Origin of the sequence: Desulfovulcanus ferrireducens (genome assembly GCF_018704065.1) — a bacterium.
GTDB classification, from domain to species: domain Bacteria; phylum Desulfobacterota; class Desulfovibrionia; order Desulfovibrionales; family Desulfonatronovibrionaceae; genus Desulfovulcanus; species Desulfovulcanus ferrireducens.
In genome coordinates, this window is the sequence record NZ_JAGUQP010000013.1 from 26,990 (window position 1) to 44,719 (window position 17,730).

Sequence of the window (17,730 nt, forward strand, 5' to 3'; positions counted from 1 at the left end):
TATAATAATTTTAATATATTAGATAATAATTAAAATTTGCCAAATCCCCACGATATCTGGTATAGTTTTTTTTTAAGCTAAATAATTTAACATGCATGACATTTTACTGACTCCACCCTTTCAAAATATAAAAGTTTCTGTCCCAAATGGCTATAAAAGGATAACGGTCAAGTCAATAAATTACTAAAACAAAATTATTCATTATGTCTGATATTAAAGAAAAAATAAAAAAAATACTCATAAAAAATAATTTTTCTGAAAAAACACTAAAAATGTGGTTTGATCCATTAAATATTGAAAAAGATGAAAAAAAAATATATATAATATTCCAACATAAATTTTTATTTGATAACTATAAAATCAAGTTTAAAGATATAATTGAAAACGAAATTAATTTAGACTTTGAATACAAAATCATATCATTAAACACCAATAATAAAATATTAAAAAATTTTAAGAAAAAAATTAAAGAAAATAATAAAAATTTAAATTACGATTTTACATTTAAAAATTTTATTTATAACAAAAAAAATCTTTTTCCAATTGTATCAGCTAAGGAAATATGCAATCACAACTCAGCAAAGTTTAATCCATTTGTAATTTATGGAGAAAGCTCAACAGGAAAAACACACCTATTAAAAGCAATTGTAAATGAAATTTTAAAAAATAAACATAATAGTAAAATACTATTTATCAATTCAGACGATTTGAACAATAAATATATTGTAAAATTTAAAAGAAATCATATTACATTTAAACAATATATAGATAATTATGACTACCTAATTGTAGATGACTTTCAAGAAGTATTAAATTTTGATAGTCTACAAAAAGAATTAGTTACAATTTTTGATTTGTTTTATGAACAAAAAAAACAAATGATTTTCAGTTATACTGGCAAGTATTTACTATTGGATAGACTTGATAAAAAGCTAAAATCCCGTCTAGAATGGGGTTTAATTGTAAATCTGAAAAAACCAGATCTAGAAATTAGAACTAAATTTATACGTAAATTTTGTGACGATAAAAAAATAAAATTATCTAATGAACAAATTTTAATTCTTGCACAAAAATTTAAAAATTTGAGAAATATAAAAGGTATCCTTTTAAAAATTTTAGCTTACACACAGCTCATAAATAATAACCTGAGAGAAAAAGAATTTTTTTCCATTTTAAATACAGTACAGGAGAAAAGAGCAGACAACTTAACCTTTGATAATATTATAGACATTGTAGCAGATGAAATGAACCTGGAAAGGGATGATATCCTTTCCTCAAAAAGAGAAAAAAAGATTGTCAAAGCCAGACAGGTGAGCATGTTTTTATGTCGTAAATTACTGAAATATTCATATCCAGAAATAGGAAAAATTTTTGGGGGAAAAGATCATAGTACCGTCATTTATAGTGTAAAAAAAATTCAAAGATTAAAAGAAGATAGCCGATTTATGAAATCTTTGTTAAAAAATCTGGAACAAAAATGTTCCTCACAAGAAAAATAGGTTCAAATTTCCTGAATCAGACAAAATTTGTCAAAAGTGAACCTTAATTGTTCATAAAAAAACGCTAAAAAAACAATTATTTTCAAATGGTTAATTAAATTATCTACAAATAGACCATCTTTAATAAAAATAGGAGAAAAAAAAGATGTATATTAAGTTTATTAGAGAAGATGTCATTGAAGGTTTACAAAAGTCATCAGGCATAATTCCTGCCAAGACAGGTGCAGCTTTTTTAAGAACTATCTGGCTTGAAGCTAAAGAAGATAAACTTAAGATAAGGGCTACTGACTCGAATATTGAATTCACTGGAAATTATCCGGCAATTGTCGGAGAAGAGGGCTTGGTCGGAGTACAAGGTAAGACTTTTGCCGATCTAATACGAAAATTGAAGCCAGGCGAAATTAGTCTTCGACTTAAGGAAAATATTTTAATCGTGGAACAGGGAAAAAGAAGGTATCGTCTTCCGACAAGTGATCCATCGTGGTTTCAAAATTTTGAAAATTTTCCAAATGAAAACAAAGTGTTATGGTCAGGTGATATCTTGAAGGAAATTATTCAAAAAATTTCCTTTTGTATAAGTGATGATGATACTATGGAAGGTATGACTTGTATGAGTTTTAAAGCTGTAAGCAATGACCATATAGAAATCTGTGGATTAAATGGACATCAATTTGCGTTGCTTAAATTTAAAAACGAAGATATTCATAGAATTTTACCAGAAGATGGTTTTTTAATCTCTAAAAAATTTCTTACAGAGTTAAAAAAATGGTTGTCTGAAGATGAAATAGAAATAAGTTTATCTAATAAAAGATTATTTTTCAGGACACAAGAAAATAAAGAAATATTTTCATTTCCTTTAAGTGTATATAACTTTCCTGATTACCATGAACTGTTAAATAAATATGAAGATCATTTTAACTCTGTTTTAGAAATAAACAAAGATGATCTGATTGAATCATTAGATAGGTTGATGATATTTAATTCGGAAACAAGTTCAACATATTTTAAGCTTAATGAAAATGAATTATTACTTTACGTAGAAGGAACCGATATAGGAGAAGCTTATGAGTCACTTCCATGTAATTACAAAGGAACTATAAAAAATATTGTCTTACTTACAAAGGATGTAATTGATATTTTAAATCACTTTGACTCTAAAATAGTAAAATTTCATTTCTCAGGACAAACCGAACCATGTAAAATTACAGGTGATGAAGACTATAGTTATATGGTAATAACAATGCCCGTTGAGATTGAAGAGGAAGTTTATTATACAGAAGAAGAGGTAGAGTAATTAAAATTAGACTAAGGAGATAAAGAAAAATATGAGTAACGAGTATACCGCAGCAAGTATTAAAATTTTAGAAGGTCTTTCTGCTGTTCGCAAAAGGCCTGCGATGTATATTGGCAGTACTGATCAAAGAGGTCTCCATCATCTTGTATATGAAGTTGTTGATAATAGTATTGATGAGGCTATGGCAGGGTTCTGTGACCATGTTAAGGTCACTTTGCACTTGGATAATAGTGTTACTATATCAGATAATGGGCGTGGAATACCTGTTGATATTCATCCTAAGGAAAAAAGACCTGCCGTAGAGGTTGTTATGACAGTCCTTCATGCAGGAGGTAAATTCGATGATGCTACTTATAAAGTCTCAGGTGGTTTGCATGGTGTTGGTGTTTCAGTAGTTAATGCCCTTTCTGAATATTTGGAAGTAACTATTAGAAGAAATGGAAAAAAATATTTTCAAAGATATGAGCAAGGTATACCTGTCTGTCAGCTAAAAGAGATTGGTAGTACTGAAAAAACAGGAACTACCATTAAATTCAGGCCAGACGAAGAGATATTTGAAGATGTTAATTTTAATTATGAGACCTTAGCCAAAAGATTTGAAGAATTAGCCTACTTAAATAAAGGTTTAAAAATAGAATTTTTTGACGAAAGATCTGGTAATAAGGATGTTTTTAAGTATGACGGTGGGCTAATTTCATTTATTAATAAAATAAATGCTGGAAATGGAATCCATAAAGTTATTCATGGTCAAGGAGAAGTTAAAAATGTGAGCATTGAGTTTGTACTGCAATATAAGGCAGGATATAAGGAAAATATTTATTCTTTTGCTAATAATATTAAAACAATAGAGGGTGGAACTCATTTGGTTGGCTTCAGATCTGCCCTCACAAGGGCCATAAATAATTATATTCAAAACGCTGATTTACCAAGGAAGTTGAAGCAAAAGTTAACTGGTGATGATGTGCGCGAAGGCCTGAGCGCGATAATCAGCGTGAAAGTTCCTGATCCCCAGTTTGAAGGACAGACTAAAACCAAACTAGGAAACAGCGAAGTATCGGGGTATGTTTCTGCTTTGGTCTATGAAACTTTAAGTAAATTTTTTGGAGAAAATCCCAAAGATGCTCGATTGATTATAGAGAAGGTTGTTGATGCAGCCAGAGCCCGTGAAGCAGCGAGAAAGGCGCGCGAGCTAGTGCGTCGAAAAGGAGCTCTTTCTGACAATTCCTTACCCGGAAAACTAGCTGACTGTCAGAGTAAAGACCCCGCTGAATGCGAAGTTTTTATTGTTGAGGGAGATTCAGCTGGTGGCTCTGCTAAGCAAGGCCGTGATCCAAAGTTTCAGGCCATCCTGCCTCTGCGTGGTAAAATTTTAAATGTGGAAAAAACAAGATTTGATAAAATTTTGGAGAATAAAGAAATAAGAGCGTTAATTACAGCTATGGGGGCGGGAGTTGGTGAGGACGGTGTTGACTTGGAAAAATTGAGATACCATAAAATAGTGATTATGACTGATGCTGATGTTGATGGTGCCCACATTAGAACACTTTTACTCACATTCTTTTTTCGACAATATCAGAGTCTTATTGAAAATGGATATTTATATATTGCTCAACCACCACTATTTAGAATACATAAAGGAAATTTTGAAAAGTATATTACAGATGAGAAGGAACTAAACGAATTTTTACTATCAAGGATATCAGATGAAGTTCAGATTAAGACACAGGATGAAAATATATATACAGGCAAAGAATTGATTAAATTTTTAGAAGATATTTTAATTTTAAAAAATAAATTTTTAGAGACAGAAAATATTGGTATTAGTATGGATATGTTTCTAAATTTACTTATGTTTGAACAAAAGCTGAGTCCTGCATATTTTGAATATATGGATTATAGTCCGTTTAAGGATTATATTTTAAGAAATGGATATGATTTTGATATGATTGTAGAGGATAATGATGAAGAAAAAAGAATGTATTTAAAATTTATTGATCAAAATGGTCATCAGGTAAAATTAGGTGTAGAGTTTTTTAATTCTAAATTATATAAATTAAGTTATGATATATTTTCCAGAATAAAAAAGCAGAGTCCTAACTTTGACTTTGAAGTGATCCATAAAGATAGTTCCGAACATATTCACGGTCTGTTTGAACTGGGAGATTATGTATTATCTCTGGCCAATAAAGGAATAAATATTCAACGCTATAAAGGTCTCGGTGAAATGAACCCCGAGCAACTATGGGAAACGACCATGAATCCGGAAAAGAGAAAACTTTTACAGGTAACCATAGCCGATGCCGAGGAAGCTGATGAATTGTTTTCAAAACTTATGGGCGATAAAGTTGAGCCTAGACGAGAGTTTATTGAACGCAATGCCCTGGTTGTCAGTGATTTGGATATCTAAAATAGGTTAAGTGATAAAGGGTAAGGATTAAAGGAGAAAGATAGTGTTGGATAAAGTAAGTATCGAAGAAGAGATTAAGAAGTCATATCTGGAATATTCTTTAAGTGTTATTATTGGTAGGGCTATTCCCGATGTACGTGACGGCTTAAAGCCTGTTCATCGTCGTATTTTATTTGCCATGCATGAACTTGGTAATACCTATAATCGCCCATATAAAAAATCAGCCCGCATTGTTGGTGATGTTATAGGTAAATACCATCCACATGGTGATGCAGCTGTTTATGATGCCCTGGTAAGAATGGCTCAAGAGTTTAATATGCGCGATCCTCTTGTTGATGGCCAGGGTAATTTTGGTTCCATCGATGGCGACGCTGCAGCTGCCATGCGTTATACCGAAGTGCGCATGTCCAGACTTGCCGGAGAGTTTTTAGCTGATATTGAAAAAGAAACTGTTAATTTTAGACCCAATTATGACAATTCACTACAGGAACCAGAGGTTCTGCCGACAAAGGTTCCTAACCTTCTTATCAATGGTTCATCAGGTATAGCCGTTGGCATGGCAACGAATATTCCGCCCCATAACCTGGGCGAGGTTATAGATGGCTTACTTTATTTATTGGATAATCCACAGGCGCAAATTAAAGACTTGATGCGTTATATCAAGGGACCGGATTTTCCAACCGGTGCATATATGTATGGCCAAAAAGGCCTTGTTTCTGCTTATGAAACCGGGCGTGGAAGTATCAAAATCCGGTCTAAAATAGAAGTTCAGTCCAGGCCAAAGGGAATGGAATCTATTGTTATTTCTGAAATACCGTATGCTCTGAACAAAGCTAATCTGGTGGAAAAAATTGCCGCGCTTGTAAATGAGCGCAAGATTGAGGGTATTACCGATCTCAGAGATGAATCAGATCGTAGAGGTATTCGTATAGTTATAGATTTAAAGAAAGGGACAATTGCTGATGTAGTAATCAATAAACTATATAAATTTACTGCATTGGAAACAAGTTTTGGTATTAATATGATGGCTGTGGTCAATAATAGACCACAGCTTCTAAATTTGAAGCAAATACTGGAATATTTTATTGAGCATAGAAAAGAAATAATTATAAGAAGAACACGATATGACTTAAATAAGGCAGAACAGAGAGCACATATTTTAGAAGGACTTAGAATTGCTCTGGAAAATATTGATGAGGTTGTTGAGCTGATTAAGTCTTCTAAAACACCTCGAGAAGCAAAAGAAAAACTGATGAACCGCTTTAATTTAAGCGATGTTCAGTCTCAGGCTATTCTGGATATGCGCTTACAAAGACTAACCAATCTTGAACAAGAGAAGTTACTTGAAGAATATAAAGAATTACTAAAAAAGATTGAATATTTAAAGAGTATTTTAGAAAATGTAGAGGTATTGAAGGGAGTAATAAGGGAAGAACTAGAGGGCATAAAAAAACAATATGCTACTCCCAGAAGAACTAAAATAATGGAATATGATCCAGGTTCTATAAATATTGAGGATATTATTCCAGATTCAAATGTTATTATTACATTGTCGAGAAATGGATATATTAAAAGAACGTCACTTGACAACTATCATCAGCAAAGAAGAGGTGGAAAAGGAATTGCTGGTGCAAATGTTTCAGAAAAAGATTTTATTACAAATTTAATTATTACTACTAATCATCAAGATTTATTCCTTTTTTCCAACAAAGGGAAAGTATACCGCCTTAAAGTATATGAAATTCCTGAAGGAAGTCGGATCGCTAAAGGCGTACATATGAATAATCTACTGCCGCTTACAGGCAATGAATATATTGCTAATATTATATCACTCCGTAATCTTGATGATGATAAATACTTTCTTTTTATTACTAAGAATGGAATGGTCAAAAAGACTTCTTTTTCAGAATTTAAAATACTACGCAGCCAGGGGAAAATAGCCATCAAGCTGAAAGAAGGTGATGAACTTATTGCTGTAAAAGTAATTGAATCAGATTCTGAGATAATTTTAACAACCAGAAATGGATACGCTATACATTTTATGGGCAAAGAAATAAGGCCCATAGGAAGAAAAGCAATGGGGGTGAAAGGTATTGCCCTGCGTAAATCCGACGAAGTAGTGTCAGCAGTCATAGTGAACGGAGATCATCGAAGAGATTTACTGACTATTTCTGAGAAAGGATTCGGAAAGAGAACAGATTTGAAAAACTACAGAGTTCAGTCCAGAGGAGGAATGGGTATAAAAAATATGAAAATAACCCCAAAAACCGGGGCAGTGGTAGGGTCTTTTCTGGTAGCAGATAATGATGAACTTGTTTTGCTTTCTTCGAATAATAAAATTATTCGGATTAAAGTAGATGAAGTACGTCGTGCAGGACGTGATACTCAGGGAGTGAAGTTGGTCAATCTGGAAGAAGATCAAAAAGTGATTTGTTTTGATATTGTGGTCCAGGAAAACAGTTTACAAGCAACCGAAGGCTAAGAAGACTAAATTTTAAAAGGGGTGCATCTGATAGTTGCATCTGCTATTTATTGAAAGCTCATATTTTAACCGCAGACCCACGCAGACTAAGGCAGACATTCTTGTTAGGCAGACTTTGCTGAACTAAAACCTGACGGCCTTTCAGGCCGGGACAACAGCGCGACCGGTAAGTCGTCAGGTGTTCTTCTTTGCGTGGGTCTGCGATTAAAAATAAAAGAGAGGTTCAAGTAAGCAACCCTCGTATCCCTTAAATAAGCCTTTTCCCGACAGCTACAGACTCCGGACGCTATCTGAAAAGACATTTTTTTATTTTGTTTGAGCTTTATTTAGTTTACTCTACGGCCATAGATATATGTAAGGCGAGAAATCATTTCCTCGATATGTTCAGTCAACTGATCCGGAAGCAGACGCCATTCCCAATTACCTGTGCTGCTTCCGGGTAGGTTCATTCTTGCTTCTGTATCCAGACCCAAGATATCTTGCATAGGTATTATAGATAATTTTGCCGTTGATGACAGGGCTAAGCGAATAAACTCATTATGTACATTGAACTCATTTATATCCTTCCCAATATATTCACTAACTATCATTTTTTGTTGAATATTTAATTCGTTTTTATACCATCCTTTTATAGTATTATTATCATGCGTTCCAGTATAGACAACACTATTTCTTCTGTGATTGTGAGGAAGATATGGGTTTTTAGGTAAATCTGAATTAGCGTCATCCGCATCAGCAGCGTTAGCAAAGGCGAATTGCAGGACATTCATGCCTGGAAGATTGTATTTATCACGTAAATCAAGAACATCTTCTGTTATATGGCCAAGATCTTCAGCCAGAAAACAATTTGGATCAAAAGTGTTCATCATCACTCGAAACAGATCATCTCCCGGTCCTTTTATCCATTGACCATTCTGTGCTGTTGGCTCATTTGCCTCAACCTGCCAGTAAGAGACAAAGCCCCTAAAATGATCCAAGCGAACCAAATCATAGAGAGCAAGGTTGTGCTCAATTCGTTTTATCCACCAGTTAAAATTTTCTTTCTTTAATTTTTTCCAGTCATATATTGGATTGCCCCATAATTGTCCTTGAGGACTAAAATAGTCTGGCGGTGCTCCTGCTACAAATAGGGGAAGTTTATCCTTATCCAGAATAAAATATTCCGAATTTGCCCAGACATCACTACTGTCCAGGCTAACATAGATTGGAATATCACCTAAAATAAGGATATTTTTTCCATTGGCGTAATTTTTTAAATTTTGCCACTGATCAAAGGCTAAAAACTGAAAAAATTTTTGTTTTAAAACCTCTCTGGCCAGGTTTTGTGACCACTTTTTGATTTCTTTTTCGTCTCTAAAACGTAAAAGCTTGGGCCAACAATACCAAGCAGAGCCCTGAAAATAGTCTTTTATAGCTTGATAGAGGCAATAATCGTTTAACCAAAAGGCATTGTTTGCGCAAAAAGTATTAAACTTGGAATCATTCTCTATTCTTACCAAGTGACGAACAAAAACTTGGTTCAGGATATTTAATTTGAACTCACGAACAAGATCATAATCAACTCGGTTATGAGAGAAGGAAAAATTATAATCTAGTTCCCTTAGCGACACATAACCATCAATAATTAATTTTTCCAGGCTTATAAAAAGGGGATTAAGAGCAAAGGAAGATGGAGAACTGTAAGGCGAATTACCAGTTCCTCCATTTACAGGGGTTAAAGGAAGAATTTGCCAAATAGTTTGACCTGAACGAAATAAAAAATCAATGAATTGACAGGCCCAGGGACCAAAATCACCTATGCCAAAATTAGACGGAAGGCTTGAAATATGAAGTAAAATACCACTTCTTCTATACATAATTAATTCGTGATTTGTAATAATCGAATAAACTCAATAAGCTCAAGATTGAGGAGATAAAAAAATTATACTCAAAGGGGGTAGGGTTAGTTGTGCGGAATAGGGCAAGTTGTGACAACTTGATTCTTTTGTTTGAATAGGAGCAAAATTGCCTAAATTCGAGCCACCGTAGACATGTGAGTCACTGTTTAAAACTTCATACCACAAACCAGCCCGGGGTAGACCAATAGTATAATTGTAGCGTGGTAGAGGGGTGAAATTGCAGACAATGGCCATAGGGGTTCTGTCTTTTTCCCAACGTAAAAAAGAAAGAACACTATTTTCTGTATCGTGACAATCAATCCAGCTAAACCCATCTGGTTCAAAGTCCAGTGTAAATAGGGCGGGATTAGAACGATAGAAATGATTGAGATCTCTAACCCAGCGTTTAAGGTTTTGGTGATCCGGGCAATCTAACAAGTGCCAATCCAGACTTTGTTCGTGATCCCACTCTTTAATTTGGCCAAATTCTGAGCTCATAAAAAGTAGTTTTTTCCCGGGATGTGCAAACATATATCCAAAAAGGAGCCTTAGGTTGGCAAATTGTTGCCATCTGTCTCCCGGCATTTTATTCAAAAGCGAGCCTTTACCATAAACCACCTCATCGTGGGATAGGGGCAGTACAAAGTTTTCACTAAAAGCATACCAAATGCTGAAAGTAAGCTGATCTTGATGATATTTGCGATGGATTGGGTCTTTTTGGAAGTAATCGAGGGTATCGTTCATCCAACCCATATTCCATTTAAAACCGAATCCAAGTCCACCAATATACGTCGGACGAGATACCAATGGCCACGACGTGGATTCTTCCGCGAATGTATGTACATCTGGAAAATTTTGATAGATCTGGGTATTTAGAAGTTTTAAAAAATCAATAGCCTCAAGATTTTCATTACCACCGTATTTGTTGGGCACCCATTCACCATTCTTTCTTGAATAATCAAGATAGAGCATCGAGGCTACAGCATCAACGCGTAGTCCATCCACATGAAACTTATCGAGCCAGAACAAAGCAGAACTAACAAGGAAAGATACGACCTCGTAGCGACTGTAATTAAAAATATAACTGTTCCAGTCCGGATGATAACCTTTTCTTGGGTCCATATGTTCATACAGGTGGGTACCGTCAAAATAAGCCAGACCATGCTCATCAGAGGGAAAATGAGATGGAACCCAATCCATGATTACACCAATGTCATGCTGGTGCAGGACGTCTATCAGATACATCAGGTCCTGCGGAGTCCCATAGCGGCTGGTAGGAGCAAAAAATCCCACTCCTTGATATCCCCAAGAACCATAAAATGGATGTTCAACAAGTGGGAGAAATTCTACATGGGTAAATCCCATATCTTTGATATACTCTGGCAGAATATGGGCTAGTTCACGATAGGAAAGAAAGCGACTTGGATTTTGCGGATCTCTTCTCCAGGAACCAAGATGTAGCTCATAGATTGATATTGGTCCATTAATATTATTTTTCTCTTTTCTTTTTTGCATCCACTGCTGATCGTGCCATTCATTATCCAGATCCCAAATGATGGAGGCAGTATCAGGCGGAATTTCCCAGAGATAGGCCAGAGGATCACCTTTGTTTACTTGATAATTGTTTTTGGAGCGAATGAAATATTTATATTTTTGACCTGGCAAAGCTTCAGGAATAAAGCCTTCCCAAATTCCAGAGGAGTCCAGTCTGGGACTTAAGGGGTGAGTATTGTTCTTCCAATTATTAAAATCGCCAATGACTGATACATATTGTGCATTGGGTGCCCAGACAGCAAAAAAAGTTCCCTTGACCCCACCATTTTTAACTACATGGGAACCCAGCTTTTCATATAGTCGAAAGTGTCGGCCTTGTTTAAAAAGATAGATGTCGTGTTCAGTGATTATCATTTGTGCTGGCTAAAATTCCATAATTTTACAGCCAGCCAGTCCAAGACAATGTTTGGATTTGCCTTTACGTCAAGAGCCTGGTCGGCTAAATTCAGGGCCAAATGGATTTTACGCCATGTTGGTATATCTAATCTGGACCATAGCGAGCTCAGTTTGGAATCCTTTTTACCGTGCATGGTTTTCAACAGTTCGTATTGGGCGCAGAGAATAATTTTTTTGGCCTCGTCTTTGGTTAAAAAAGTTTTTTTTGTGGTCAAGTGAAACCAGCCACGACCAGTGTTTACAAAAGAGACAAATGGCTCCCATTTATCATTTATATCTTCAGGCCAGGAAAATTGTTCCCAGCTTAAGGTGAGAACAAAGCTACGTGAAATAAGGGTTGGAAGCAAACTTTCTCTCTGAGGGACCAGAAGGATAAAGTTATTACCCGGTATTGGTTCTTCCATTGATTTTAAGAGGGCATTGGCAGATTCCGGGGTAATGTTTTGGGCCTCATTGATAATTACGACCCGGTTTTGGTGATGTGGCGGATGGGATAAGGTGGTTCGCATTTGACGAATGTCTTCGACTCCAACTCCCTCCCTGGTATCCAAAAGGATTAAATCACGGAAAACCTGGTCTTTAATTTGGGAGCATACCATGCATTTTAGGCAAGGGGTATCTTCTGCGCAATTTAAGGCCATAGCCCAATAAAGGGCCAGGGAAAGACGCTGGTCCAGACGTCCGCCTTCCAGGACAAGGCTTTGAGGAGGATTTTTTTTAAGTTTCTGAAAAAATTGCAGGACTCGTTGTTGATTCTCTGGTATAATAAAAAAAGTGGACATATTAACCAAGCAATGAAACAGTAAAATAATGAAGCGGTGAAGCGGAGAATGGAAAAAAACTGATGAAAAGAGGACTAAATAGACCGTTTCACCGCTTTCTTGTTTCACTGCTTCATCTTCTTATGGTTTGTTCTCGTTCCGGACCCACTGAAATAATGGTCACTGGAACATTTAATATTTGTTCTATTTTTTGAATATACTTTTTGGCGTTTTCCGGCAGCTCGGTAAATGTTCGACAAGTGCTTATATCCTCTTTCCAGCCTGGAACTGTTTCGTAGACAGGTTCTACTTCTGCGAGGCTGTTTTCTTCCTGGGGAGGATAATAGATTGTTTGCCCTTTGTATTTATAAGCAGTGCAGAGCTTTATCTCCTCAAGCCCGCCCAGGACATCCAGTTTGGTCAAAGCGATATCAGTAGGTCCATTAAGACGCACTGATTCCCGTAAGATAACCAAATCTAACCACCCACATCTTCTTTTTCGTCCAGTGGTGGCTCCAAACTCTGATCCTTTTTGCTGCATATAATCGCCGTGCTCATTTTTTTCTTCAGTGGGGAAAGGCCCGCTACCCACTCTGGTGGTATAGGCTTTGACCACGGCAACTATTTTTTTCAGAGCCCGTGGTGAAGTGCCTGCCCCGGCTGATGCATTTCCGGCAACAGTATTGGAAGAGGTCACAAAGGGATAAGTGCCATGGTCAATATCTAAGTGCGTACCTTGTGCCCCTTCGAAGAGAACAGATTTTTGCGCATTATTGGCATTCTGAATTTCAGCACTCACATCGCCCAAATAAGGAGTTAATCTTTTTGCCAGAGGTTCGATCTGCTTAAATACCTCTTCAGGGTCTAACGGCTCTTGATTATATAATTCTTTAAGAATAACATTTTTTTCTAACAGGGCTTTCTTAATTTTGGAGCGCAAAAGATCAAGCTTGGAAAAATCACCTGCCCGAATACCAATGCGGGCCATTTTGTCTTCATAACATGGTCCGATACCCCGTCCTGTTGTTCCAATTTTATCTTCACCGGATTTAAAGGCCTCGCGTGCGGCATCCAACAACTTATGGTAGGGCATAATGAGATGGGTTTTTTTGCTGATAACTAACCTCTCCGGAGTAACTTCAATGCCATTAGCAGATAGATTGTCAATTTCCTGGCATAAAATTTCCGGGTCCAGGACAACTCCGTTGCCAATAAGACATTTTTTATCTTTATGCAGAATTCCAGAAGGAATCAAATGTAAAATAAAGGTCTTTTCACCAACTACAAGGGTGTGACCAGCATTGTTTCCACCTTGAAAGCGGACTATTAAATCAGCTTCCCGAGTTAAAAGATCTACTATTTTTCCTTTACCTTCGTCGCCCCATTGGGCACCCATAACGACTAGATTAGCCATGCTTTCCTCCACAATTTGAACTTTGGCCAGGGACTCAAAACAGGAGAAGATGAACATAATTTGAGCAAATGGCAAGGTTTCGTAAAAAAATAAACTTATGAAGTCAATTGGAAAGGATTGAGTCGAATTTTACACCTCAAAATTATTATTTACTGGATGGTGCCACGGAATATTCAAATCTATTCCCACCTTTTAATTTGGCTTTATACATGGAATTATCGGCGGTTAACAATAATGTGTCTATATCAGTAGCTATTATAGGATAATAGCTTATACCAATACTTGCCCCTACGGAACAAGTTTTGTTATTGAGTGAAATAGGCTTAATGATACTATAGATTAATTTTTGGGCCACAATGCCAGCATATTCGATGTCTTCTAGATCCTGGAGAATTATTGCAAATTCGTCTCCTCCAATTCTTGCTACAGTATCTGTTGAACGGAGCATGGACTTCATTCTAGAGGCTACTTCCTGTAAGACAGAGTCACCGGCTGCATGGCCAAAGGTGTCATTTATGGGCTTGAATTTATCCAGATCTATATAAAGCAAAGCAAAACTTTTTTGTTCACGCCTTGCCCGGGCAATTGCCTGCTCTATGCGATCCATAAATAGCCTCCGGTTCGGCAGGTCGGTCAGCTGATCATACATGGCATAATGTTTAATATTCTCATCCAGTTGTTTGCGTTCAGTAATATCTGCTAGATAACCAACTATTTCAGTGTCTTTACCTTCTTCATCCCTTGCTACACGTGCTTCATCATGCACCCATCTCCATTCCCCGTTTTTATGCTGAAAACGGTATTCACAAATGTAACAACGCTTTAAAGATAATGATTCCATCTGTGGTTTTATTCTGTATAAATCCTCAGGGTGGATATTTTTTTGCCATAAACTTTGATCCTTGATAAATTGCTCCGGATCATATCCAAATATTTTTTTCATGTTTTCACTGATAAACACAAAATCATGCATTTTATCAATGTTTTTTGTGTAAATTACTGCTGGATTTGATTGGATAATGTATTCAAGACGTGTTTTTAATAGATCGAGTTCTTTTAATTTATTTTTTAATTTTAGCATTAATTGATTTCTTTCAATAGCATATAAAATAGAATGTGATAATAAATTCTTTCGCAGACATCCTTTAATGAGATAATCCTGAGCTCCATTAGCCAGACTCTTTAATGCATTGTCATTATCATCGATGCTTGTTAAAATTATTATAGGTGTACCACTGCTTTCTGCTTTAATTGTGTTAAAGGTATCTAAGGCATCAGAATCGGGAAGCATAAGGTCAAGAATTATCAGGTCAAATTTTTTATTTTGCAAATATTTTTTGGCATCTGCAAGCGTTTCAACGTGATCTGCTTCAAAGTTTGTGTACTCAATACTTGATAGCATAGATAGAATAATCCTTGCATCTATCAAACTATCTTCAACTAATAGCAGGTTTAAAACTCTATGTTTCATAGTGCACCTGCAAATATTTTTAAATAGGCACCTATTTCTAGATTGGAGTGCTTAATGTGAATTGATAGATACCGCTGTAAAAAATATTTTTTAAAATTTTAAAAAGATAACATGCCTGGCTATACTTCTTATTTGTTCAATATTTCTGTGATAACTTTTAAGAGCTGATCCTGCTTGATTGGTTTTGTGGTATAGTCGTCCATTCCTGCCTTAAGACAACGTTCTTTGTCTGTCTGCATCGCAAGGGCTGTCATGGCTATAATAGGGATATGCTCCCCTGTTTTAGATTCTATTTTGCGAATTGCTTTTGTAGCTTCGAATCCATCCATCTCTGGCATTTGACAGTCCATTAAAATGAGATCAAATTTTTCATTTTCTAATTTATCTAGCGCCTTTTTCCCGTTTTCAGCAACAACTACGTTAAATCCCCACTTTTCAAGAATGATCTTGGCCAGCTTTTGATTAATCAGATTATCTTCGACTAAAAGAATTTTATATCTTGAAAAATCTAAAGGTTTTTTATCATCTCCCTTAATATAATTATCTTCGCCATTGTTGTCTTTAGCATCTATCTCTGATTTTGAGGCAATGAGAAAAGGTATTGTAAATTTCACAGTCGTTCCTTTGCCCAATTCGCTGTCTAGCGAGATGCTTCCTCCCATAAGCTCTACTAATTGTTTACATATTGTTATCCCAAGACCGGTTCCACCATATTTTCTCGTAATACTATTATCAGCCTGCGAAAAGCTATCAAAGATAGTCTCCATTTTATCTTTGGGGATACCAATGCCAGTATCCTTGATCGTAAAAAGGATTATTGCTTTTTCTCCTTGCTTTTCTTTTTGTATGGCTTTTAGAGTCACTGTAAGAGTTATTTCTCCTTTTTCTGTAAATTTGATGGCATTGTTGACTAAATTATTTATGACCTGCATCATTCTTACTTGATCGCCTATGACGAGGTCTGGCACTTGAGAATCTACATTATAATTAAGTTTCAGCCCTTTTTTGGCAGCAAGAATAGCAAATGGTTTGACGGTTGAGGCTATGGTATCTCTGATGGAAAATTTATTATTTTCCAAATTCAATTTACCTGCCTCTATTTTTGAAAAGTCCAGGATATCGTTCAATATTTTTAAAAGACTATAGGCCGATGATTTGGCCATTTTCAGAAAATCTCTTTGCTCTTGTGAAAGGTCAGTGTCCATGACAAGGTCGATCATGCCAATGACACCGTTCATAGGCGTGCGCAATTCATGACTCATGTTAGCCAGAAACTGGCTTTTTGCCTTGGTGGCTGCCTCGGCCTGCTGTCTTAATTGTTCGGATTCCTTAAGTGCAGAGGAGAGGTTTTTGGCTGCTTGTTCTGCTTCTGATTTAGCAGCAATGAGCTGCATTTCTGTCTTTTTTCTTATCTCTATTTGTTTCTCCAATTCTTTGTTCTTCTCCTCCAAAAATTTTCTCTGTGTTGAAGCTTCCTGGTACCTGGCATTTATGGCTGACTGTCTGATACTTATAACAATCGCAAAAATTATTCCTCCTAATATGCCAGTCGACAATAGAATCAGTCCTGTGAGAAGTCCTTTTTGCTTGAAGGGACCAATAACTTGCTCAGCATCTACTATTTCAAATAAAGAAAATGGTGTGCTGGGCACGAGTGAACCATAAATTATTGCGTCTTGGTTGCCTGGTACAAGTTTTACCCAAAATTCTTTTTTTGTTGGCAATTTATCTATTGTTGTAGGCTCATTATTTTCCTTTATTTCATACCATTCTTCACCTGATTTTCGTTCTTTCAAAGGAACAAATTTTAAAATTTTCCGGAAATTATTACCAGCTGGATCAAATAGAAAGATTGTTTCAGAGCCGGAAACTATAGCTGCAAGTCTTTGTTGGATATTATTGGATTGAATACGGGAAGTATATTCCTTTAAAAAGTTTTCAAAAATAGTTTGAAAATTAATCCAGGCCATAACTCGGCCTTTTAATTCATCTTTGACCATACACGGGGCAGAGACAACCAGAAAATTTTTATTGTCCTGATCTGGGGTGATTAAAATATTTTTTTCTTTACCGGGGAATGATTTATTCCATTTGAGCTTGCCCAGATTTTTATTGTTACTGCAGTTTGTATCCGCCAGAATCATGCTATCTGAGTCAACCAGGACAATCCGAGTGTAAATACTTTTACCATTAAAAGTCCTTTCCTGAACGTATTTTTTAAATTTTGCATTGATATTATAAAGACTGCCCCTGAGCCCGTAGACCATGGTCATGCCGAGGGCCTTATTTTGAAAATAGGCACGTATAGTCCTGTCCATTGCCAGGACCTGCAAATCCTCTTTGCGCTCACATAAAAAGTAACCGAGATTATGAGCCCGGTCATCAACTTCAGCCTGAAAGCGATCGAGTGCAAATAACTGTAAACGGATGTGGGATGTGTAAACGAGATGAATCAGGAACCAAACATAACCAAAAAGAATCAGTCCCGCTAGCACAGGCAAGAAATAAAGGAGTATGTTCTGCCGATGAAAATGTGTGTTGGTCTTTAAATCAATAAATCGTAATGGACTCATTT

General features: G+C 36.0%; 10 protein-coding genes. 4 read left to right on the plus strand and 6 right to left on the minus strand.

Annotated features, from left to right (window positions below):
* The first annotated feature begins 203 nt into the window (after positions 1 to 203).
* The 4 genes from KFV02_RS06020 (at position 204) to gyrA (ending at position 7,682) form a co-directional block, all read left to right on the plus strand.
* Entirely contained in the window at positions 204 to 1,499 is a 1,296-nt protein-coding gene (locus KFV02_RS06020; protein ID WP_252380639.1) for a DnaA ATPase domain-containing protein, read from the plus strand.
* 145 nt (positions 1,500 to 1,644) lie between these two features.
* Positions 1,645 to 2,793: a DNA polymerase III subunit beta gene (dnaN, locus tag KFV02_RS06025; RefSeq protein ID WP_252380640.1), complete on the plus strand. Its 1,149-nt coding sequence runs from the start codon at positions 1,645 to 1,647 to the stop codon at positions 2,791 to 2,793.
* Positions 2,794 to 2,824: 31 nt separating this feature from the next.
* Complete coding sequence (gene gyrB / locus KFV02_RS06030; protein WP_252380641.1) at positions 2,825 to 5,200, plus strand: DNA topoisomerase (ATP-hydrolyzing) subunit B; 2,376 nt, start codon at positions 2,825 to 2,827, stop codon at positions 5,198 to 5,200.
* A gap of 43 nt (positions 5,201 to 5,243) precedes the next feature.
* Positions 5,244 to 7,682, plus strand: coding sequence for a DNA gyrase subunit A (gene gyrA, locus KFV02_RS06035; RefSeq protein WP_252380642.1), 2,439 nt, complete (start codon positions 5,244 to 5,246; stop codon positions 7,680 to 7,682).
* A gap of 326 nt (positions 7,683 to 8,008) precedes the next feature.
* On the opposite strand, the gene malQ is transcribed toward gyrA, so the two are convergent.
* The 6 genes from malQ to KFV02_RS06065 form a co-directional block, all read right to left on the minus strand.
* Complete coding sequence (gene malQ / locus KFV02_RS06040; protein ID WP_252380643.1) at positions 8,009 to 9,538, minus strand: 4-alpha-glucanotransferase; 1,530 nt, start codon at positions 9,536 to 9,538, stop codon at positions 8,009 to 8,011.
* 42 nt (positions 9,539 to 9,580) lie between these two features.
* Positions 9,581 to 11,467 carry a 1,4-alpha-glucan branching protein GlgB gene (gene glgB, locus KFV02_RS06045; RefSeq protein WP_252380644.1) on the minus strand — a complete coding sequence of 629 codons (1,887 nt, stop codon included), beginning with the start codon at positions 11,465 to 11,467 and terminating at the stop codon, positions 9,581 to 9,583.
* The gene (locus tag KFV02_RS06050; RefSeq protein ID WP_252380645.1) at positions 11,464 to 12,399 is read right to left on the minus strand and encodes a DNA polymerase III delta subunit-related protein; all 936 of its coding nucleotides are present in this window, start codon (positions 12,397 to 12,399) and stop codon (positions 11,464 to 11,466) included. The genes glgB and KFV02_RS06050 overlap by 4 nt, the downstream gene beginning before the upstream one ends.
* Positions 12,400 to 12,403: 4 nt before the next feature.
* Entirely contained in the window at positions 12,404 to 13,684 is a 1,281-nt protein-coding gene (locus KFV02_RS06055) for an adenylosuccinate synthase (protein WP_252380646.1), read from the minus strand.
* A 145-nt stretch (positions 13,685 to 13,829) separates the two neighbouring features.
* A complete protein-coding gene (locus KFV02_RS06060) occupies positions 13,830 to 15,155 on the minus strand; it encodes a diguanylate cyclase domain-containing protein (RefSeq protein ID WP_252380647.1) in 1,326 nt (441 codons plus the stop codon).
* 128 nt (positions 15,156 to 15,283) lie between these two features.
* Positions 15,284 to 17,728: an ATP-binding protein gene (locus tag KFV02_RS06065; RefSeq protein WP_252380648.1), complete on the minus strand. Its 2,445-nt coding sequence runs from the start codon at positions 17,726 to 17,728 to the stop codon at positions 15,284 to 15,286.
* Positions 17,729 to 17,730: the final 2 nt, after the last annotated feature.